General features: G+C 43.0%; 14 protein-coding genes. 3 read left to right on the forward strand and 11 right to left on the reverse strand.

Features of this window, described 5'->3' with window-relative positions:
- On the forward strand, positions 1 to 315 hold a 315-nt coding region (locus BLS49_RS20345; protein ID WP_245742606.1), incomplete at its 5' end, for a transposase.
- Positions 316 to 520: 205 nt separating this feature from the next.
- On the opposite strand, the gene BLS49_RS20350 is transcribed toward BLS49_RS20345, so the two are convergent.
- A complete protein-coding gene (locus BLS49_RS20350; protein WP_091235187.1) occupies positions 521 to 2,743 on the reverse strand; it encodes a methyl-accepting chemotaxis protein in 2,223 nt (740 codons plus the stop codon).
- Positions 2,744 to 3,013: 270 nt separating this feature from the next.
- On the opposite strand from BLS49_RS20350, the gene BLS49_RS20355 reads away from it, so the two are divergent.
- A complete protein-coding gene (locus tag BLS49_RS20355; protein ID WP_091235189.1) occupies positions 3,014 to 3,679 on the forward strand; it encodes an SGNH/GDSL hydrolase family protein in 666 nt (221 codons plus the stop codon).
- Between the two features lie 25 nt (positions 3,680 to 3,704).
- Here the strand turns inward: BLS49_RS20355 and BLS49_RS20360 are convergent, their stop codons facing one another.
- From BLS49_RS20360 to BLS49_RS20370, 3 genes are all read right to left on the reverse strand, one after another.
- Positions 3,705 to 6,290 carry a metallophosphoesterase gene (locus BLS49_RS20360; protein WP_091235191.1) on the reverse strand — a complete coding sequence of 862 codons (2,586 nt, stop codon included), beginning with the start codon at positions 6,288 to 6,290 and terminating at the stop codon, positions 3,705 to 3,707.
- 3 nt (positions 6,291 to 6,293) lie between these two features.
- Positions 6,294 to 7,559 carry a class I SAM-dependent methyltransferase gene (locus tag BLS49_RS20365; protein ID WP_091235193.1) on the reverse strand — a complete coding sequence of 422 codons (1,266 nt, stop codon included), beginning with the start codon at positions 7,557 to 7,559 and terminating at the stop codon, positions 6,294 to 6,296.
- A 294-nt stretch (positions 7,560 to 7,853) separates the two neighbouring features.
- The gene (locus BLS49_RS20370; RefSeq protein WP_245742607.1) at positions 7,854 to 12,410 is read right to left on the reverse strand and encodes a pullulanase; all 4,557 of its coding nucleotides are present in this window, start codon (positions 12,408 to 12,410) and stop codon (positions 7,854 to 7,856) included.
- A gap of 416 nt (positions 12,411 to 12,826) precedes the next feature.
- Here BLS49_RS20370 and BLS49_RS20375 point away from each other — a divergent pair, with 416 nt between their 5' ends.
- Positions 12,827 to 13,618, forward strand: a complete 792-nt coding sequence (locus BLS49_RS20375; protein ID WP_091235199.1) for a C40 family peptidase — start codon at positions 12,827 to 12,829, stop codon at positions 13,616 to 13,618.
- A gap of 211 nt (positions 13,619 to 13,829) precedes the next feature.
- On the opposite strand, the gene BLS49_RS20380 is transcribed toward BLS49_RS20375, so the two are convergent.
- The 7 genes from BLS49_RS20380 to BLS49_RS20410 all read right to left on the reverse strand — a co-directional run bounded on the left by BLS49_RS20380 (position 13,830) and on the right by BLS49_RS20410 (position 22,471).
- A complete protein-coding gene (locus BLS49_RS20380) occupies positions 13,830 to 14,624 on the reverse strand; it encodes a metallophosphoesterase family protein (protein ID WP_091235201.1) in 795 nt (264 codons plus the stop codon).
- Between the two features lie 66 nt (positions 14,625 to 14,690).
- Positions 14,691 to 16,193: an aminotransferase class V-fold PLP-dependent enzyme gene (locus BLS49_RS20385; protein ID WP_245742608.1), complete on the reverse strand. Its 1,503-nt coding sequence runs from the start codon at positions 16,191 to 16,193 to the stop codon at positions 14,691 to 14,693.
- Between the two features lie 74 nt (positions 16,194 to 16,267).
- The gene (locus BLS49_RS20390; RefSeq protein WP_091235206.1) at positions 16,268 to 16,744 is read right to left on the reverse strand and encodes a DsrE/DsrF/DrsH-like family protein; all 477 of its coding nucleotides are present in this window, start codon (positions 16,742 to 16,744) and stop codon (positions 16,268 to 16,270) included.
- A 98-nt stretch (positions 16,745 to 16,842) separates the two neighbouring features.
- Positions 16,843 to 17,319, reverse strand: coding sequence for an SRPBCC family protein (locus BLS49_RS20395; RefSeq protein WP_091235208.1), 477 nt, complete (start codon positions 17,317 to 17,319; stop codon positions 16,843 to 16,845).
- Positions 17,320 to 17,955: a hypothetical protein gene (locus BLS49_RS20400; RefSeq protein WP_091235211.1), complete on the reverse strand. Its 636-nt coding sequence runs from the start codon at positions 17,953 to 17,955 to the stop codon at positions 17,320 to 17,322.
- Between the two features lie 632 nt (positions 17,956 to 18,587).
- Entirely contained in the window at positions 18,588 to 21,374 is a 2,787-nt protein-coding gene (locus BLS49_RS20405) for a glycoside hydrolase family 3 C-terminal domain-containing protein (protein WP_091235214.1), read from the reverse strand.
- A 95-nt stretch (positions 21,375 to 21,469) separates the two neighbouring features.
- On the reverse strand, positions 21,470 to 22,471 hold the full coding sequence (locus tag BLS49_RS20410) for an SPFH domain-containing protein (RefSeq protein WP_091235216.1): 1,002 nt from the start codon (positions 22,469 to 22,471) through the stop codon (positions 21,470 to 21,472).
- Positions 22,472 to 22,495 lie beyond the last annotated feature (24 nt).

Consider the following 22,495-nt stretch of genomic DNA (forward strand, 5'->3'; position numbering starts at 1 on the left):
AAGGAAAAAGTAGCAAAATACCGGCAAAGTGATGCAGGAAAAGCTGCTTACGCCATACGATGCCAAACTATAGAGCGAAGCTTCGCGGATGCCAAAGTGCTCCACGGGCTTCGCTATTGCCGGTTTCGGGGTAGAGAAAATGTACAGATTCAAGCGTTGCTAACCGCAACTGCTCAGAATATTAAGAAGATAGCCCTTCATCTTTCCAGAAGGACTATCTCGAATATGCACAAGATTTCGTATTGTATTTTACACCTTCGTTTTCATTTTTCTTTCGATACTAAGTTTAAAAGTAGGGGTATCTCAACAGCCTGAAATGTGCAGGCTTTCTCTAAGGATTCGCTTCAAACTAGTCTATTCTGAACCATATTCCTGCATTTTTGCAGGCTTTTGTTCATCCTTTCATGGCTACTTTTATAAAACTGCATTTTTACATGTTTTCCTGATATCTTGCCTTGCCACTGCTAAACAAGAAGCTTTTTATATCACGGTTGTCAGTAATCAATCTGTTATGCATCACCTATTTAGCTCGGTCCTCTGTAAGTTTAAATTGTCCAACAATATGCTGTAATTGATTAGTAATCGTCTCTACATATTTAGAGGTATCTTGTACTCCAACTATCTCTTCTGTTAATTCATGCACCTTATTCTCCACGCTATAAGATACGGTTCGATTCTGGCGACTGACAAGAGCGATTTGCTCAAGCAGTTCTACCACTTGATCAACTACTTCATTCTTACGTTCATCCTGATTAAAAGCTATGTCAAGTGTTCCGGCTACTGTAGCTACCAACTCATTTCCTTCTTCTACTACCTTATTCCCTTCATTCATGATTGAGAAGGCTTGCTCGGCTTCTTTATATATTTTGTCAGTGATTTGATAAACCTCTGAGGTCGATGTTTTAGTCAAGTTAGCAAGCTTGCGAATTTCTCCCGCCACTACGGCAAATCCACTACCCAATTCTCCAACATGAGCCGCTTCTATTGAAGCATTAAGCGCAAGCAGATTCGTCTGGGCAGAAATTTCTTCTATAACCTGAAGTACATTTTTAATTTCCTGTGTCGTCTCGACAAAAGCATGAATACTCTTATTCGTCTCCATTACCTTACCGGAGATTTCCTCCATTTTATCGCCAATGCGACCTACACCGGACTGAGCTACACCGATTTGAGACATCGCTTGCTCTTCAATTTCATTTAGTGTCATGCGCATCGTATCCGCCATTTCTCGTACTTGCTCAATATCTTTCAGTTGTGTACGAATACTGTTAATCACGTCTGTGACCTGGTCACTCACTTTCTTAGTAGAATCTGTGGTTACGCTTGCTGTCTCATTCAGCACTGCCTGACTATCGGATACTTGAACAGCCGCCGCTTTAACCTTTAACATGATTCCTTCTAGGGTGTCCATCATGTTGTTCAACCACTTGGCGATTTCCTTGATCTCATCATTATTAAATTGCCCCAAAGTCAATCGTTTGGTAAGATCACCTTTACCCTCCGCATTGGTTTGAATGAAATTTTTAACTTTCAGCAATTGCTTAATTTCACGATTATCTTCTCTATGATAAAGATATTTCAAAACACCTATTCCTGTGAAAAAATGAAATAAACAGACGATACCAGCTAAAATCCAAGGGGGTAATTGTGAATAAAGTAACATAATAATACCTGCGGAAATTACTGCAATTGCACCAGTGGCATAAGCAAGTATCTGGCGCCGTTTTGTGCCCATACTTCTAATCCGGTATACTTCCTCAAAATCCACTTCACACATCATTCCCCATACATCCGGACAATGCGGCAATTGAAGGGTACAGCCCTTTCCGATTACTGGAATATAGCGATAATCCGGATATCCTGGAAAATCTACAAACAAATTACTTCCATTTCGAATCGTATTTGCAACACCGGGATGTAGCTCCTTTGTAGCCGGACTAATGAATTTGAGCTCCAGCTCGGTATGATCTTTTACAGAAACCGTTCCCCAGTTTGTCGTCACGCCATCCTTCAGATTTTCACCCATCGTAAAGGTCTTATCCTCAAATCGGCTTCTGGATAAAGCTGTCCCAGGATCAATATCCTTTTGTAATACGGGTTCCACCATAAACAAATAGTTGTCTCCCGAATCCGGGTAAATATGCCCTGCTTCTCGCTGTATTAAATCTCCTATCACATCGTTTGGCACTCGTCCGCATAAATAAGCTATGGACTTTCCATTAAATGTAATCGGTAACAAAAATAAAAGAGTCACAGCATCATGAAAAGAAGAAGATCTAGGTCCTATACGTAAGGTCAACTCATCCTTATATGGGCCATATAATAACGGCTGGTCGAATGCATGCCCTCCTAAATATGAAATCGCTGGCGATAGAACGCTGCGGTCGTGATAAGCTGTGCCTGTATGTTTTGAGTAAGTTGAAACTATTACTTCATTAGAGGAATCTAGCAGAAACAACTCAGTTAAATCTGACATTTGATGATAAGTTTTATTCATTGCTTGCACTATGTATTCTTGCTTTAGACTATCTGAATCATAACCTGTTTGTTCCCATTTTGCCGTTAACTGAGCTCCCAACCGTTCCAAGCCAAACCATGTTTCATTAGCCCAATCCATTAAAATTTGCTTTCTAGTCTCGGAAATCCCTTCAAACGTGCGCTCCGCATCTTTCTTTAAATGCTTATTTAGTCTCCATGATTTCGACAATGGATAGCCTGTTTTAAACCCTAACCAATCATACATAATGTGCCCCCCAACTGTTCAAGTGTCAATCCCTTTTCGCCTAACCCCCCTATAATGATGTTAAATATCTTAACATATCGATAGTGCATTTTCTTTGTACAAATCCCCCTATATTTTGGATTTTCTTCAGCCAATAAATGATAAAAATGCAAACAACCCCATTAGACCAATACCCGCACATCCAGTGCATAACGGAAATAATATACTTAAGATACACATGCGAAATACGCTAGCGCGTAAAAAGTCTATCAATGGGTTGGTGACATTTTTATGATCTATACAGCTCTCGGAGATTCCATTACCTTTGGGGAGAATGCGTCCTCATTTAAAAATGCTTATCCTCAACTAGCCGTAGCTTCTTTAAATTCATGTTCATGCAAGACTACCGGGTATGTTCTGGCACGGCCTGGCTGGAATAGCTATGACCTGCTAGATTCCGTAATCTGGCAAGGGTCCTCGATGATTAGCCACTCCTCTGTCGTTTCCATATGGATCGGAGGCGTCGATTTAGCAAATGCTGCACTTTTTTCACTTAGAAACAAACAGCCATTTTCCACAAAAGAAATATTATCCGTGTATAAAAGAAATTTGTGCAGCATGATTAACCGGATTAAAAAAGGCAGCCGGGCCCGCATTGTCCTCTGTACACAGTACAATCCGTTCCCGAACAGTCCTCTCGCGGCTGATTGGATAAACCGATTAAACGCAGTGACGAATCAAGTCGCCCAAAGCTGTAGCGTAAATGTCGCTCCCGCTCATCAATGGTTTGAGGGAAAGCAAGCAGAGCTTATTTACGGGTACAAAAAAGGTAGAATTGAAGATGCATTAAGTGGATCTCTACCTATTCACCCCAATGATCGGGGACATCGAGCTATCGCGAAGGGGCTCACCCCCTACCTCCTAACCAGAAATGATGTTGCTTTGAAAAAAAAGTAATATACATTCACGCCAGCATGTTCCGTTAAAGACGTGGATCAATTTCCTGCTCCTGGGCAACCTCAAATAACAGATTAGCCGCAATCTCCCGATACGCTTCATCTCCAGGGGCAATATCAGCTTGCCTAATGCCAAGCATGTCGACACCAAGCTTGTACTCGTTGAGTGAGGTGCGAAGCTTACGGGCTATATTTTTTTGTTTCATCAGTTTCCGATACTTATGCGGAAATTGATAGTCATAGCCATAAATAATTGATAAGTAATCAGGGTTTCGTACCTTCATGTACGGTACTGTCCGTCCATCCCAAACTTCAGGTTTGATAACAACACCTTCCATATGGTTCTCCATCGTCAGCTTAGAAAAAAATTGTTCTGCCAATTCATAGCTTTCCGAATCGGACAAATCCAGAGTGACAGCTTCATCCTCTGACAAAAAAGCATACATCTCCGAAGTGTTCCACTGTGGAATTTGCTCCTCACCACTGTCAAAAACCATTTTTAAAATGGCGAACGGCTTATATTCCATGATCCCCTCTTCCGCATATAGATCAAGCTGTCTTTTATACATCTCATATGCCCGAACATGATCAGCTAACGGCACGTATGTCTCCTGAATTTCATGAAGATATTTATAGTTCTGATAGACGCTCGATCCATATTTTTCACTCAGGGCGCCTTTTGAGATTCGAGACTGATCCTGCGCGTAGCCGCTGACCTCATATTCTTGGGTTAAGCTCTGAAGGGCTGATTCGAAGCCGTTCTGCTGCAAAAATTCCAACTCCGTCTCAAGTGCCTTCTCGATGGGCTTGAATTGACGCTTAATCAACCCTTCCCCAAGCGCATTCCAAGGCATAAGCTCCCCATCCAAAATCAACATACGAATATGATGCTGATCCATATACCCGCCAAACTTGACCAGAAGCTTGTCATAAACCTCCGTCAAATCGACTTGATTCACCTTATAACCATTCCGGCTCACTGCGAAACATTGATCCAACTCCTTATGCAGATAGATGTTGCACCGGGAACCCATATACTTTGGCTGCAAAACAATCTGGTGAATACCATGCTCCTTAAAATAATCAAGCCCCCGCTTCAACGATTCAAGCTCAAGTGTATCCTGATCCTTATCGGCTGGCGACATCGTACCCGAAATGAAGTTAATTTTATTCCGTGAACAGTAGTTAAGCCTGCGGACATCGTCCTCTCCAAGATCCTCTATCGATACCTTCCGCTTTTCTTTAAACAATACCTGGAGCTCCTCGTTAATAACCGCAGTCCGTGACTTATGCGATTTCATAAATGGCTTATATGAGATCATGACGGATGTTAATCCATTCCCATGCACAGCTCCAGTATCAAGGTGAATTTTATTGCGAATTCGAAACGACTGCTTGGCTGCGACGTGTCCAAATATATGATACGGGTAATTCCTGACGGCCTCTTCCTGAAGGAACGCGAGCTGCTCTTCCAACGACGCTTCCCTGTTAATCCGAAAATTACGCTGCTGGCGGATAGACTGGATATCCAATTTGCCGATATATTTATTTTTACAAGGTGCGTGAGTTATAACGTAGGATGACCCTACTGTACCCACATAGCGATAAAATGGCTTCGATACAGAAATCAAATGCTCAAATTTCAGCATTAGCTCTGCATTGGACTGAAGAACCTCCGTGGAATCAAAATAGGTATGAAGAAGCTCTTTATCCACACCGTTAATTTCGCCCTTCAAATATTTATATACGAAGTTCTCATGATTCCCCATTACAAACAAGAAATGCTCTCGATTATGATATAGGAACTCGATCACGGCCTGAGTATTTTTCCCCTTATCCATCCAATCACCGACCAGAATGATCTTCGTATTTCGCAGCTTTTCCCCAGCGATGAGCTCGCCCGCCTCGATCTGGTAGCCATAATCTTTCAGCAAGCTCGTCAGATCATCTACACATTCATGGACGTCACCCACAATAATGTATCGCTGATCCTGTAGAAGGAACGTCTCTGCATAAGCGTTCAGATCCTCAATTACAACGCAGTAATCCGAATTAGCCTTTCCTTCATTTTTCAAATAAAAATCTTTTGCGCGCACCTTATGAATCTTATCGTAGCCCTCACGGGACAGAGAGCCCAATACATCCTTTTTCAAACGATTAATATGGTTCGTAATGAGCTTTTTAGATCGTTCTGATGCGTAATAATCCTCTCTTTTTCGATAATCAAACACGATCACCTCAAGATGATAATGATTAGATTGCGCTATGCTTTTTACCTTTTTTCTAAAGTCTTCTGCAAGTCCAGTGGTATCAACCACTACAAATTCCGCATTTACGGGATACGAAGTGACCATTTTCAGCTTCTCAAATAAGAGATGAAACGCCTGCTCACTTGCCTCCAGCATCACCTGATCGTATTTATCATAATCATATCCAAGGACCTCTTGACGGATTTGGTCCGAAGACAGATATTGAACGTTTGCTTTTAGATTTGTATTAGCGTCCTCAAACCTGAGCCCCGGAATTAGTACCTCCTTGGCAAACGTAGTTTTTCCGCATTCCGTTGAACCGACAAGCATGAAGATGGTATGCATTTTTGTCCGCATTTCCATGGATTAATTCCCCCCTTTCTTGAGAATGACGCCCTGCGTCGTTTGAATATGGTTAACCCCGTCCCCGATCGCCACGAATTCATATTGCAAGCCGGACTCCGCAATGACTTCCAGCATCCACTGCTGAAAAGCCTCCTGCCCCATTTCCCATTTATGATCATCATGTCGGAAATCGGTCAATTCGTAGAACTGGTTAAAGTCCGCATTCGGGGTTGTGATGATAAAGTGCTCAAAATCAACGTCGCGATAGATCTGTTGAATTAGCTCAGCCGACTCCTCTTGACTCATATGCTCGATCACCTCAGTCAAGATAATATCTACTTGTTCGCCGCTATACTCCTCCAGGAAATGATGGATAGACTGAAACGTTACGATATTATCGATTTGCCTGGATTCTGCTTTACGTTTCACTTTATCCAGAACCTCATCATTGACATCTATCGCATAGTAATTGGCTTCAATCTTGCCGGCAAAAGAAAGGGCATAAAATCCCTCTCCACAGCCCACATCCAAAATTGATTTGCCAAATGGCAGCACATTGCCGATAAAGCTTCTACGCTGAAATGCGGTTCCTCCATAAGCAAACTGGATTTCGTAGCGGCTTGTGCTCTCAAGCTCCGCTTTGAATTTGTTGTACCGATCTTTAGAAGACAGGAAATTGCGTACAAACAAACTACGGATATAAAATGGTGCGTCGATCACATTGATACTCTTGATGTATTTATCCAGGACACTATCCGAGATATCTATGTACTCATTACCGAACATGGATAGAAACAAACACAAGACACTTACGACATGCAGAAGCTGATATAAGCTTTTTTGTGTCTTCACTGTCAGTGAATAGCTCTTATGAGCCTGAAGAGTCACTTCGAACGAGAAGTCCTTGAGATGCTTTTCAAAAAACTCGATATACCGGATTAGCTCAATGTGGATCATACTGATGTAAAAGGTGTGCTCGTACCCCTCCGTATCTCTTTCATCATGACTTTTAAGCGGTGAGCTGAAAAACTCATTTATGGCATTCAAAGGAAACAAAGGTGTGTTATATCGTGAAACATTTAAATATTCGAAATTGTCCTGCTCGTGCTGCTTGTAGGAAATTTCATTATCTGCATCCTTAAAATAAACATTGTATGTACTCTCATCGGTGTACCATCCATACGCCGTACCTTTTCGAATACTTCGAAGAATCATTCCGGAATTTGGGTTCTTTTTAATCAAGAACGAAAACTGCGGATTCGTAGACTTTACTTGAACAATCGCCATACCGAACTCTCCTTACTTCCTTTTTTTACTATAGAGTTATTATCGGTTACTCCTGTTTAGATGAACATGGCAAAAGTATTACAACCCAACAATTGCTTTTGAATTAATTTTGTTTTGCTTCGAGCAAATTTTCCATATACCTCTGATACAACCAGATCGAAACGGACAGCCAACAACCACTAGCCAAAAATCCCCCAGGACGTCACTTGGATAGTGTACACCCAAAAAACGTAAAAGAACTCCCCAGAGTTTCCTCCGGAGAGTTCTTCCGATAGCTATCAATTTACCGCTATTCTAAAATTGCCCCGTCTTCTCCATGAGCTTAATTAATACTTTAGCCATTTGAGCACGTGTGAAGAGAGACTTAGGCTCAAAATAACCGTCTGCAACGCCCTCCACAAAACCGAGAGATGCTGCAGCCTTCAGGCTGTCCACGGCATATTCACTCACCAGATGGATATCCTTGAATGACCCCGATCCTGATTCTACCGCAGTTGTCTCACCCGTAGTGTAGCTGTAGGCCTTCATAATCATCGTAACCATTTCTTCACGCGTTACGTCCTGATCTGGACGGAAGGTTCCATCTTCGTAGCCATTCATAATTCCGGCCAACTTCATCGCATTTACATACCCTGCATAATATTGATCGCCAGATACATCTGTGAAAGCTGCGCCTTGGCTCTCTTCAGCAATATTTAATGCTCTGCCGAGGAACACGGCCATTTGACCTCTTGTTACTGTTCCTTTTGGTGCAAATTGATCCGAAGTCACACCATCAGTGATGGATCTGGCAGCAAGCACCTCAATGTAATCCTTCGCCCAGTTCCCCACAGTATCACCAAAGGTTTTAGTGGATTCCAGCACAATGAAATTACTAAAGTGGTCGGTCAAGAAATGGATCTGCTGCCCATTGAATTTACCGCCCTTGAAGTTTGTTAATCCATCAGCGGCAATATGGTATACACCAGCTTTTCTCTTATCTGCAAGCTTCGCCAGATTCTGTGCAGTCAATTGCAAGAATACGTTCAGGTTTTTGTTAAAAGTAGTCACGTTACTGCTATTGCCATTCTTATCGATCACGGTAATAGTGAATCCGAACATTCTGCTAACAGGCTGCAATGATTGATTCGCAATGCCTGCCTGGTTCAATATAGACTGCGCCTCAGTCTCCCCAATTAACTTCTTCGTTAATTTAAATTCCTTGGCACCAGCCGCCTCAAGTGCATTGGCAGGGATCGTTATAACTGCATCCGAAGTTACTAGCGTAATGGCAAGGCCCGCCTGATTGATTTTGTCCAGAACGTCTGCAGGCACACTCACCTCTACTGAGGTTCCGCTCACGTCTGCCACCTTAACGGTGATAGCTACTCCCGCTTTGACCTTCTCCAGCAGCTTACTATTTCCCGCAAGTGCTTTCTCTACAGATTCAAGGCCTTTCTGTAAATTGTTAAGCGCTGTTTGTAATTTTGCAGCATTCACAGCTGCTACATTAGTTCCCTTTACGTCCTCTGCTTTAACATCAGCAACAGTACCTGATTCGTTCAACGCTGCAATAATCGCCTCTGCTGCCTTGGCATCATCTTTAGGCAAATTTGTAAGCAGCTTGCTTAGTGCATCGGTGGTCGAATTACTTGCAGGCACTGAAGCTCCTGAGCCGGAGCCGCTGTATGATGTGCCACCAGACGGTGGTGTTCCAGGTACGCTACCGTTATCCTTTTTATTGATAACTACCGCGGTTAATGGCTCAAGCGTAATGGAACCGGAAGTAAGCTTAAATCCAGTACGATTGTTGACCTCTGTTGCTCCAGCTTCATCGTTATCTACGAGCACTTTGCCTGAGGTCAGATCCTCCCCAATCGTAAACGTTCTTTCCTTGTTGTCACCGTTCATAAATACATAGTAATTTCCCGTACCGTCGGTTGATGCATTTTTATATGCGATCGCAACATCGTTAGCTGCAATTTCCGGCGCCTTAATGAGAGTTACATTATTGTTAACCAGCTTCATATCACCGAGTCTAAAGGCATCAGTGGATTTTCTGAGCTCGATTAATCCAGAGGTATATTTAGCCGTCGTATTGTTAATCGGATATTTCTCCGCATCGGTAGCCCTACCCCAATCAATTTTGTTGATAACATCCGTGGAATCAAAAGAATCGCTTATGAAATAAACGGTCTTGTTACTATCCTTATCTTTCATCACATGAAATTTCTGCTCTGGTTCTGTATCCGCGAGCCATTGCTTCGTCCGTCCATATTCTTGCCCTGCATGAAGAAATGCCGTCCCCTGCGAGGTCATAATCATCAGATTGCCAAGACGAAGTCGTTTGTGAATTTCAAGCTCATTCTCTGGAACCGTTGGGTCCTTCTTCAGGGTGTAGGCAATAATATCGTGAAGCGTCAAATTATCATGGGCTTCTAAATAAGGTAAAATGTCTCCCGGATCATCGGAAGGCGTATTTGATGGCTGCGCCTTGATATTGTTAAAAATGACATTAATATCTCTTGCTCCACCCGTAAGAAATCTCGGTTCACCTTCATTAGGATAACCCGATTTCAATTCATTTCGGAACTCATCCGAAAATACACCAACACTATCCGTCTTATTCATCCAGGCTTGAGTTGCGCCTTTACCTTCAAGCGAAGGATCGGCAATATTTCCGCTAAATGTGTTCCAGCCTTCACCCGTAAATAACGCATCCGGGTTGATTTTTACCGCTTCATTATAAGCGTTCTGCACAGATTCATAGGTTGCATCACCCATCATATCCCAGCGCATACCGTCGATTTTATATTCTTTGAACCAGTATTTTACGGAATCAATCATTAGCTTCTCGGCCATCTTATGGTTGGTTGCCAAATTGTTAGTGAAGGTGCCCACAAATTTCCCATCGGCATCCTGCCATGCATAATAATTTGGAACGATGTCATTCAGGAAGTCAGGTTTTGCCATGTGGGTATACACAACATCCAGAACCACACCCATCCCCGCTTCATGTACCGCATCGATTAAACCCTTCAATTCCTTGATTCTCAGCTCAGGATCCGTAGGGTCCTCAGAGTAAGCTCCGTCTGGTGAGAAATAATTATGCGGATCATATCCCCAGTTGAATTGGTTATCTCGTGCTGAGTATTCAAGCTCTCTTTCTTCCATATTCGTCTCATCGCCATAATACCACGCCATTACAGGAAGCAATTGCACATGAGTAACACCCAGTGATTTAAGATATTCCAGCTTATCCTTGAAGGCTGCGTATGATCCCCATCTCGCGTTCAGATCTCCTTCAATCGCAGGATCAGAGGTGAAATCACGTACATGAATTTCCCAGAGGACGGCATCCTCTCTCTTCTTGTAACTATCGATTTGTGCATAGTCGAAGCCTTCCGGATCAGTTCCGGTCAAATCTACGATTGCAGCTTTACCTACAGTATCACCGCCAGAGCCCGGTTGACCCGTTGTCTGCACAGTAAAGGCAGCCATGGATTTGGCATACGGATCGAGCACTGCCTTTGTTACACCATTGTTAGTGACCTGATACTGATAGTAATAGCCTTTTAAATCTGACAAATTCAATTCTGTCGGGTCAACATCCGCCGTCCATACGCCTTTGTCGCCCAAAGCTAGTTCCACATTACCAATATATTGGTTAGCATCATCCTTATCGTAAACGTTTGCGGTAACGGAAGAAGCTGTCGGTGCCCATAACTTAAACGTTGCTCTACCACTATGATAAGTTGCCCCGAGGTCATTTCCCTCGTAATGATACATCTCATCAAGCATTCTCCAGCCTTTGGTTGTCACTACAGTTCTGCCTGAATACGTAACACTCAGAGGGAAATTGTCCAGGGAAAAGCTCAGGTTTACTTCTGCCGTCTTTGATCCCGTAATTACAACACTCTCAACAGCAACACTCGTACCGTTCTTATCCTCTATGCTTAATCCAGATTCCAGTTCGGCAAGGTCCAAACCCTCTGTCATCGTAAAATTCAAAAGCAGCTTACTGTCTGATATTGCCTCCGCTGAAAGGAGAGCTACTGGCAATTCCTTGTACGGTGAAATATAGACCTTATCGTCTCCTTGATAAATCCACAAATGATCGTATTTGTCCAGAAGACTAAACATTTTGTCCCCACCATCACTATCGCTTTGCAAGTTGGGATTGACGACAAGAAGGCCGAGCTGTTTGGCATCCGCCTTAAGCGGCACATCAATATAGGCTCCATAACGGTCTACTTGATCCGTTGTAAATGGGGTAGCAGCCTTTGGAAAAGGCAATGGAATGGTTTCAGATGGAGTAAGCACATCCTTCCACAACCACAATCCGTAGGAGCTGTATTTTTGATCATCTCTGACATAATGGATACGGACTGTATTTGGGTCCTTATTCACAGGTTCATAAGGATACACGGTATCTGATCCTACCTTAATCCACACCTCATTCATAGCCGCAGATGTAATGGTTAGGTGCTTATTCTCACCCTCTTTAACTTCATTCTCTCTATTCACTACCAAAAATCCGATTTTCTTTGCCTGGCTTGCAAGCTCAACATCAACATACGGACCATAGGAATCGACATCCGTGCTGTTAAACGGGATTGCGTCTGATGGCCAGACTTTTGAAGGAGCCGCAACATCATCCCATAACCAAAGACCGTTATCCTTAATTTCTCCGTTATAGTGAACACGGATATGTCCCTCCGGTACTGGCGTTCCACTACCTGCTGCCAATGCAGACACTCCCGAATCCACGTCTGCACTTGCCGCCGTCGAACTTAATCCAACACAGGATAGAAGCAGTGCTACAATCATAAAAATCGATAATGACTTCTTACCCTTTACTGCAAAGTTCATGCAATAATACCTCCTAAAAGAATATTTTGATGAAAAGCCCACTAGTGCAAACGCTTGCATTATGACGGATTCGGTCTTGGAATTTTCGCAAAACTATCCATGAAGTGAAACCGTTTCCATTACATTACATATATTAATCAACGATGTAATAATTTGCAATATACTTACCTTGTATCCAAAACAAAAAAACACCCTGCAGGGTGTTTCAATTTTTACTGTACAAGCAGGGAAACCGCTACATTAAAGCTCATCTGACCATTTGGACTAACTAAGCTTTTTTCAAAAATAAACCGATAGACCTAATGGTCCTAAATCCATCGCTTCAGATAAAAAGCCGGATAAGCCTCTTGCTTTCATAAAAAAAGGGTAATTTTGCAATCATAAACTCATATTGCCTGTAGAAAGGAACTGAGTTTATGAGAAAACGAGCAGTATTAGCCTTAGGGTTATTGTGCAGCCTTATGCTCACATCTTCTTGCGCAGCAACTAACGGTGTAAAAAAACAATCCGTGGAAAAACAAGAGACGATAACAACGGATAATGACGCTGATTTGTATATCGGAGATTTAGGCGTGGAAAAAATAATTTATGCCCATCGAGTGCGAAGCCTTGCTACAGGGAAGCAGCTTGTAGATCCTAATGGGTATCCGCTCATTAAACAATCACCCAACCCATCCATTCTTCCCATTGGAGGAAAGTATGTAGAAAATGTGATTAAGTCTGCTAAATCCTTCCTCGGGGTCCCTTATGTATATGGATCTGACCGAACGGAGCCCTCATCCTTTGACTGCTCTGATTTTACGAGGTGGGTATTCTTATCTGCCGTAGGTATCGACTTGCCTTGGGATTCTAGGAGCCAAGCCGCATATGTAAAGGCCTTTTCCCCAAAAACCTATACTTCATTAAAGGAGGCCAAACGCGGAGATCTGCTGTTCTTCTCAAGCTATAGAGGGAACAAAGCATCCGACTACCGAGGATTAACAGAAGCTGAAAGAACGGTTAGTCATTTAGGCATTTATCTGGGAAACGGAAGGATCATTCATTGTGCTTCCAAGAAGAGCGGAGGCGTCAATACCCATCCACTTACGTGGCGGCAGCTTAACAGCCGTTTCTTGTTTGGGGGAGGAATTTTGTCGAATGAAACTACTGCCGAAATGCAGCATTTCATCGGTCAAATGGATCAATCTGGTTGGTTGAAGTTGAATTGATGCGAAATTGCAGCTTTTTACCCGTTCAATGGATCATCGATGTGAATTCATGCAAATGTGCAGGCTTTTCGAATCCCTTAACCCAGTTCAGCTCAAATTGAGTAAAAAGGCTGCACTTTTGCAGGCATTTCACCTGCATTGGAGACATTTACGGCAAAAACCTGCACTTTTGCATCAAATTGCTCCACAGTGTCCTGTCCTCATTCATGCTTTAGGCTCTTTCTATTCTATCTTTAACCTTTGTTATGTACAACTGCTTTAGCTTGTGACAGAATCGTAGAACACGTGCATACAAGCTTTTGTTTATCTGTATATCAAAGGGCTTGTATCTATTATTTTTGATTTCCAGGCAATTTAATTGATAACCGAAGTAACATCCTCCGTCCAATCCAATCTTTTTATTGCCAAACCAGATGTCAGTAGATTCATGGATACGTTTCGTGGGTATGTGTCCGAACACAACTGTTTTATTTAATTGATGGTCATTACCTATAAACTGCTTGGTCCCCCATAAGAAAATGTTGTCCGGATGTGACTGCAAGTCTCCTGAATAGGCAGGATCAATGCCAGCATGAACGAATAGATGTCGGTCATCCTCGGCATAAAGAGGCAACGACTTCAAAAAATCGATATGATGCTGATAGTACATTTTGATAAAAGCTTTCGCCCTATTATATTCAGGATAGTTAAACCCCATCTTGAACCAGTCCTTACCGACATAGCTCTTGATTGTAGAAATCCCGCCGTTTTCCATCCATATCGCATTTTCATTGTTTTCCATCGCATCGATAAACAGCTGATCATGATTTCCGCGCAAAGCAATAACGTTCCCCTGTTGTACGAGTCGTCTCACCTGCTCAATGACTTCCTTACTCTTGGGACCACGATCGCAATAATCGCCGAGAAGAATCAATTGATCTTCTGAAGGTATATATTTTACTTTGTTCAGTAGTTCTTTAAATTCATCATAACAGCCGTGTATATCACTAATCACAAGCTTCCTCATACTTCAAGTCCCTCTCAACCTACCCGTTGTATCTTCCACCCTATCTTATCATACAGGCAGGTAGAGTTACCATGAGAACCATTGCTCGCTCAAAAAACTGGGAACCGACTTTATATGATGGAATTCATTATTTTGGGGAGTGTAGACGTAGTCTTTTCTATATGCCTCAATATTGTCTGTAATATCATGAATAGCATGGACTATGTACTCTATCTCATGGTTCGTCATAATTGGATGCAAAGAGATACGGACCCAGCCAGGTTTATGACTGAAATCTCTCGTATCGATACTATCCGTGATTTGTCTGGACATCGATTGATTCATATTAAATATATAGTGGCCGAATATTCCCGCGCAGGAGCAGCCCCCTCTCGTCTGAATACCGTAACGGTCATTAAGAAGCCGGACCATCAGATTATAATGGATATTGTCCATATGAAAAGAAACGATACCGTGTCGCTCATTCAAATGGCCATCCAGCACATGAAGTCCAGGAATACTTCTTAGTTTGGGCATTAGAATACCGAGCATTTCCCGTTCTCTTTGCCGGATTTGCTGTGTACCCATCTTCTCTTTTAGTGTGATGCATAATGCGGTTTTAATGGTCTGTAAAAATCCTGGAGTACCACCATCCTCACGTTCTTCGATCTCCCCTTTGTAACGTCTGCCTCCCCATGGGTTACTCCAAAGAACCGTTCCTCCCCCAGGGTGATCAGGGGTCTCGCTGCTGATCAACCTTGAATCTACGATTAAGACACCGCTTGTACCCGGCCCTCCCAGAAATTTATGGGGAGAAAAATAAATAGCATCCAGCTTCTCCTGCGGATGGGCAGAATGCATATTGATGTCCACATAGGGTGCAGAAGCCGAAAAATCGATAAAGCATACTCCACCATGCTCGTGCATTTTTCTGGATAGTGCATGATACGGAGTTTGAACGCCTGTTACATTAGAACAAGCGGTGAAGGCTCCAATTTTTAGCTTGCGATTTCGATAACCTATCAGCTGTCTATCAAGCTGTTCAGGACTTACTCTTCCTTCAGCATCGGGCTCGACAATGACTACATCACCAATGGTTTCCATCCATGAAATATGGTTGGAGTGATGCTCCATATGCGTCACAAAAATGACCGGGCGCTCCTCTTGGGTTAAATGTATTTTATGCCGCACCATCTCAGGTACTTTTATCCCAAGCAGCCGCTGCAGCTTGTTCACCATCGCCGTCATTCCAGAACCGCCCGTCATTAATACGTCGTATTTGTCAGCATGGACATGGTTCTTAATAATATCCTGTGATTGCTTATAGGCCGCGGTCATCATCGATCCCGTAACATTGGATTCTGTATGTGTGTTGGCAACAAACGGTCCGTACACGTCGGTAAGTCTATGCTCAATGGGTCGAAACAGTCGGCCACTTGCCGTCCAGTCTGCATAAAGCATTTTTTTCTTACCATACGCTGTCATGAAAGACTGCTCCATTCCAACGGTCAGCTCTCTGAATGGATAGAAATAGGACTCTAATTCGCTGCGACTACAATAAAATTTACTTCCAATTCTCGCTTGAAGCAATTGTGCTCCCCCCAACATCCCAAACCTACTCTAATGTATGTGGAGTCGAAGAATTGTGTTAATGCCCATACCCATCAAATAAACATTTGGATATTGGATTCAAGCGCCCCCTTAAGAAAATCCTTGGCTTCAACAATTTCAACTTCCGGTAGGAATTCCTCCTTTTTAAATCCCATAACTTCAACAGACAGCTTGCATGCATAGAAATTAACCTGTTTTTTCCGCGCACCCTTGAGAAAATCAACCAACCGCGGGGCATGATCCTCCTCCATCATATCCAGCAAAACCCTTTTGCCAATTCCAGCCCAGTTCATTTTGGACAGGGGGAGATCTTCGGGACCCTTAGGTGATATAAGCGAGAACATTTTCTCATACAGTGTCTTGTCTTCATTTGATAAGTGATCCGGATCACGAATCAAGGACAAGCCCCAGAACGCAAAAAACATATTGACCTCCACATCCATCTCCCTGGCTGTATTCGCCAATATAAGCCCCGCCATAGCCTTGTCGTATTCTCCGCTGAACATGATCAGATCCATTGTTTTTGTCATTACGATACTCCTCCTGTGTCATGGTCATTAAGTCTGCGATGTTATTGTTTACCATGAGGGAGAGATTTATTGCAGGAGACACCTACTTCACAGGTTCATTACAGCGTCGAAACTGCCTCACGATACTGTACATACCATTTTTCCCATTCTTCCTTACGAGACTCCACCACTTTATCATCCAGCAAAGCAGCAATGACATTGAGACAAACATGCCAACCTGCCAAATCCCGCGGGGTATGATCGGTGATCCTTGCGAGCTTTTCAACAAGAACAAGCTTACACCCATCAGCCGCCCCGGACAGCTCGAAACGAACACGATCCTTATCCCAAGTGTACTCCAATACACTAAGAGGTTTTAGCTCAAGAATAGTCATCTCCTCAAAGCTGCCATCTCCCATATCGAACCGAATTATTCCTCCTTCAATAAGCTCGTCCACACTAAGCTCAGGGAACCATCGCTGTAGTTTTTCATTATCTGTAAGGAAAGACCATACTTGCTGCATTGGATGTTTCAAACTTCGCTCAAATGTAGCGATGTATCCTTGCTCTGCTTTTTGAATATGTGCTATCTTCATTTAATTCATCTCCTTCAGGTCCTTTACCTTATGCATGAGTTTTTCAATTCTTCTCAATTGTGAAGCGATCAGATCACCTTTCCTTGCCTCCAATACATCTGCAAATTCTTTAATGTTGGCTGTATTCAGGCAAATTGCAATGCGTTCAGCGTGTTGTGGAACTTCCTTGGGTCTGCAGTTAGATAAATGCTGTATTAACAACGGGAATATCTCCTTTTCATACCTTTGATCAGCTTTACAAAGCTTTGAAAATACAGTCATACTATTATCTATTGTAATAACACTTCCTGTTTCATATGCTGTTCTAACAGCATCCAATTTTTCATATACCTCACTCGGTTTAAGGTCTGTTATTGTTGCCAATGCCGTCATACTTCCCCAAGCCAAGCGGTTGTTTTTTGATCGTAAATGCGAAATAAAATCCGATACATAATTTGCAATCAATTCAGGCTGGTTATTCCCAATCTCATATAAAACCTTAATACAGTCATTAGCAATCGCCTTATCCTTGCCATTTAACCCATCTACAATTTCCCGAATACCTTCGGTATCCCTATTTTTGCATAACAACGTTGCTAATTCTATATTCGGTTCCTCATCATTTCTCCCAAGACTACATGCTAATTTTTCGATCATTTACCAGTACCTCCTGAAAAGATGATTATATTGCGGAAAAAGAAAATGTCTCTATCCGAAAGACAAATACAAAAAATGTCCATTAAAAGGTGGACACCAAAGGAATCATCCTTCTCTAACCAAAATATCTATATATGGTTATTATTTCAATTAGACAAACTAGTTATAGATATTTGAGGACTACAAAGTACAAATATCCCATATATTGCAGTGTCCACTATTTAAAAGACATTTCACCCATTTGTCCACCTAATAAAGACAAAATGAAGGGGTTGTCCCAAAAGTAGGTTTAGTGTCAAAACTAGAAATAGCGGTGCAAGGAAGACGATCCCTGCACCGCTTGATCCCGCCATATGCTATGACCGATCTCATGTGTAAAATAGTGCATGATGCGAGACTCCTGAAATTCCTGCAAATGTGCAGGCTTTCTCTAAGGATTCTCCTCAAACTAGTCTATTCTGAAACATATTCCTGCATTTTTGCAGGCTTTTGTTCATCCTTTCATGGCTACTTTTAAAAAGCTGCATTTTTACATCATTTTCCTGATATCTTACCTCTCCACTGCTGAAAGAGCGTTCCTCAAAGTTATCTTAGATAACTTTTGGGACAGCCTCTTGGTTGCTATTCAAAACTTACACCTGTTTAAACTCAATCCAATCGATCAGCATACCAGGCTTGATGAAATCAAGCTTCAGCTCGTAAAGTCCCGCTTCCAGCTCGATTTTGACAAGTCTTTGTCTGATCCATTTGCCCTCTGTCCCGTTCGTTTGAATGGTCGTCATTAGTTGATCGTTGAGTGTTACAATGCAAGCGCTCTGTGCCAAAGGATTATCCGGAGACATGATATGAACGATGATCCGGTATTCTCCGGCTTGATCTACTTGGATAAAGATTGGCGCAGCTCCAGCTGGTTTAATCTGAGCGTTCTCAGATATCGCTTGTACTTGCCCCGGTGACAGCGATGCATTTGATTTGAATTTTTGAGTCGCCTCTACCGTCACCTGTTTTCTAGAGAATACAGGCGCATGCATGATGAATTCGCAAATATTCATTGCGCTGCGTTGTAATTCACCACGGGTTAGAGTGCCATTTTCCAAAGAAGCTATCGTATTGTCATCCAAGGAATTGATTTCCGCTCCATAATTATTGACGACCATATATAGATCGTTTTGCGCGCGAACCATGTAGTTCGTATATTTCGCATCCGGTGACCCTCCGTGAACAACATCGTTCATAACTGCCCACCAATCCGTCATCACGATGCCTTTATAGCCCCATTCTCCGCGAAGAATCGTAGTGTTCAGATCATAGTTGGAAGCAGCCCAATGCCCATTCACAGGATTGTAGGAGGTCATAATTGAATTCGCTACCCCCTGCTTCACCGCCATTTCGAAACCTTTCAAATAAATTTCTCTAAGGGCGCGTTCAGAAACGACAGCATCTACCTTACTACGGTACTTTTCCTGATTGTTGCAGGCGAAATGCTTCAGTGTAGCGTTAGAGCCGCCTTTCTTGATACCACGAGTGCAAGCTACAGCAAATGCCCCTGAAACAAGCGGGTCCTCCGAAAAATATTCAAAATTCCGTCCATTCAGCGGACTACGACGAATATTGAGACCAGGTCCAAGCAATGTGTCTATGTTGTTTCTCAACAATTCCTGACCTTCCATAACATACAGCTCTTCGACCAGCTCCACATTCCATGAAGCAGCGAGCAAGGTTCCAATAGACACCTGAGTAGCCTTCTCACCGCTATCCATACGAATTCCGGACGGTCCGTCTGCCGTGCAAGCCACTGGAATTCCGTAATTCAACAGCGCGTCACTTACTCCTCCAAAGGCAGAAGCCGTACCCGGCGTAACTAGCGGACTGCTCATCCCCTCTCCTCTGACTATTACAGCCAGATCCTGATCGCTGAGCTGGGCAATAAAGTCTTCCATGCTGACCTTCTTCTCATGTACATCCTTCAATTTATAGCCTTTGTCACCTGTTTGCTTTATGGTCTTGGGCAGATTCTTCTCCATTCTCTCGGCCAAAGAAATCTTTTGTACAGGCACTTCTACATAAGTAAGCTTATACGTACCGTCTTCCTTTTGTGCGCCCGGCTTCATTCTTGTAAAGCCTTCTGTTGGCGCGAGCGCTTCCTGCAGCTGCTCCACAACTTGGAGGGACTCTACTTCGTAACCACTTTGTCCTTCCACATTTATTTCTACAACATTCTTGACGCTGTTCCCTATATAAAAGTGGTAGACGCCCGCTTCCAAAACATAAGCAGAGGGATGACCTGTCACACCTTCATCATCATAGGATGCCATGGAATGAACAGGGAAGCACACAGTAAGATGCTGCGATTCACCCGGCTGAAGATTTTCCGTCTTGCCGAATGCTGCCAAAGCTTTAGCTGGCTGTCCCAGCTTGCCTTGTGGCGCTTCATAATAGACCTGAACGACTTCTTTACCCGCAAAGGCTGATCCCGTATTGGTTACGGTTGCGCCAATTTCAACGTGCTTCTCTCCCTCTGTGGTAACCAGTTTGGCTTCCTCAGGCTCAATCCTGAATTCTGTATACGACAGACCATAACCAAATTCAAACAATACTTTATCCGGACAGAATGTCTCAAAATAACGATACCCGACATAAATATCTTCCTGATAAAAGTTTGTAAATTCATTCCCGTAATTACGGGTTGATGGATAATCCTCAATCGAATAAGCGATCGTATCGGTTAATTTACCGCTAGGCACTACATCCCCAACTAACACGTCAGCGATCGCATTACCGCCTTCCATCCCGCCCTGCCAAGCGTAGATGATACATGGAATCGGGTGTACATAGCCTTCATCATTCATCCAGTTCATATCTATAATGTTTGAAACATTCAGCACAACGACGGTCTGTTCAAAATGAGCCGTTACCTGCTTCAGCATGGCTTTTTCCTCTGCTGTTAATTGGTAGCTGCCCGGCTCGTTGGCATTATCCTGGTCTTCTCCCGCAGTGCGTCCGATGACAATAATCGCCTTGTTCGATTTTTGTCTGGCCTCTGACACCAGCTCATCAGTTAAAGGCATTTCCTTCTGATGCCACGGCTCAGCAGCCCAGCCGCCCCCGCCATTATCAAATGGATTCTGCTCAATCCATTTTTCATATACAGCCGCTAATTCTTCGTTAACTGTGATGTTCTTTTTGCTGCGAAGACCACCCAACAAATTGGTTGTATAGGTAACGTTGACGCTACCGCCCGAGCCTGTGCCGCTGCGATAATAATTCACTTGAATTCTGCCAAAAACAGCAACGTTGTCATCTTTTTGAAGCGGAAGAACATGCCCCTCATTCTTTAACAGCACAGCACCTTCTGCAGCGACTACTCTGCTAAATTCAGCAAAACCTTCTAATGGAACTCCCAGTTTTTGTGTATTCAAATGATTCCCTCCCTATAGTTATATCAGTTACATTCATCATGAAAAACCCCATCCTTTTTTGGACAGGGTTCTCCAAGTTGAACAACCTCTTATACTCAACCAAGCTTCTGACCACAATTCGGGCAGAAGTTGGCTCCTTCGTTTTTCGCACCACAGTTTGGACAGAAATTAGGCTTGCTTCCGCCTTGAGAAGGGGTTGAATTAGCAGACGATTGCTCCTTCTCAGCCGCAGGCTTTGGATTCTGATTTTGACCCTGGTTCATGTTTTTCATCATTTCATTAGCCAGATTCATCCCCATCATCATACCTGCCATGTCCGAAGCAGTGCCGCCGCCTTGCAGCTTGCCGGAAGCCATTGCATCGGTCATGCTGATTTGTTGATATTTTTGCAAATTACCGACCATTTCATGCGAAGCCGTCTTCGTGATCATATCCTGAATTTCTTTAGGATAGTTGAAGCTCATCACTTGAAATCCGGTAATAGTCATCCCGTTATTCAGCACTTCCATATCCAGATCCTCACGAATACCTCTGGCTATTTCATATGCATTCGCCTGCAGATTGAACATATCCTTGCCTTCCCTGCTAACCCACTTCATTAACAATTGATCCAGCACGGAGGTGATGCGAATTTTGACATCCTCTACAAGATAACTGTCTTTCATACCAGCAATTTTATCAATCAGCGTAACGTAATCATTCACTTTAAAATTAAACGTACCGTTCGCTCGAATCGGCATACCCCCGGGCAACTGTGGAGTCGGGATCATGATCGGATTCTGGGTTCCCCACTTAACAGTAAATTCCTTCGTGTTAACGAACAAAACCTCTACCCTCATGCCACTATTGAAGCCAAATTTGAATCCTTTTAGCGTAGACAGGAACGGGATAATATCCGAATCGATGCTATACTCTCCGTCATCCTGAAAAACCCCTTCAATTTTGCCGTTGTTAACGAATATAGCGTCTTGACCTGCACGGATAATCAGTTTACTGCCCTTCTTGATCTCCCGGTTGCTCCATTTCCAGAAAATCATATCATCTCTAAATTCTTCCCATTCTACAACGTTTGAAAATTGATTTTTAAAAAATCCCATGTCCATACCTCTTTCCTTCTATAA

Origin of the sequence: Fontibacillus panacisegetis, from assembly GCF_900102215.1 — a bacterium.
Lineage (GTDB): Bacteria > Bacillota > Bacilli > Paenibacillales > Paenibacillaceae > Fontibacillus > Fontibacillus panacisegetis.

What these genes read in the sequence shown, in the direction of transcription:
- BLS49_RS20395 (WP_091235208.1), bottom strand. Translation starts at nt 17,319, where the DNA reads ATGAAGATAGCACATATTCAAAAAGCAGAGCAAGGATACATCGCTACA.
- BLS49_RS20380 (WP_091235201.1), bottom strand. Translation starts at nt 14,624, where the DNA reads ATGAGGAAGCTTGTGATTAGTGATATACACGGCTGTTATGATGAATTT.
- BLS49_RS20410 (WP_091235216.1), bottom strand. Translation starts at nt 22,471, where the DNA reads ATGGGATTTTTTAAAAATCAATTTTCAAACGTTGTAGAATGGGAAGAA.
- BLS49_RS20350 (WP_091235187.1), bottom strand. Translation starts at nt 2,743, where the DNA reads ATGTATGATTGGTTAGGGTTTAAAACAGGCTATCCATTGTCGAAATCA.
- BLS49_RS20355 (WP_091235189.1), top strand. Translation starts at nt 3,014, where the DNA reads ATGATCTATACAGCTCTCGGAGATTCCATTACCTTTGGGGAGAATGCG.
- BLS49_RS20360 (WP_091235191.1), bottom strand. Translation starts at nt 6,290, where the DNA reads ATGGAAATGCGGACAAAAATGCATACCATCTTCATGCTTGTCGGTTCA.
- BLS49_RS20375 (WP_091235199.1), top strand. Translation starts at nt 12,827, where the DNA reads ATGAGAAAACGAGCAGTATTAGCCTTAGGGTTATTGTGCAGCCTTATG.
- BLS49_RS20365 (WP_091235193.1), bottom strand. Translation starts at nt 7,559, where the DNA reads ATGGCGATTGTTCAAGTAAAGTCTACGAATCCGCAGTTTTCGTTCTTG.
- BLS49_RS20370 (WP_245742607.1), bottom strand. Translation starts at nt 12,410, where the DNA reads ATGAACTTTGCAGTAAAGGGTAAGAAGTCATTATCGATTTTTATGATT.
- BLS49_RS20400 (WP_091235211.1), bottom strand. Translation starts at nt 17,955, where the DNA reads ATGATCGAAAAATTAGCATGTAGTCTTGGGAGAAATGATGAGGAACCG.
- BLS49_RS20390 (WP_091235206.1), bottom strand. Translation starts at nt 16,744, where the DNA reads ATGACAAAAACAATGGATCTGATCATGTTCAGCGGAGAATACGACAAG.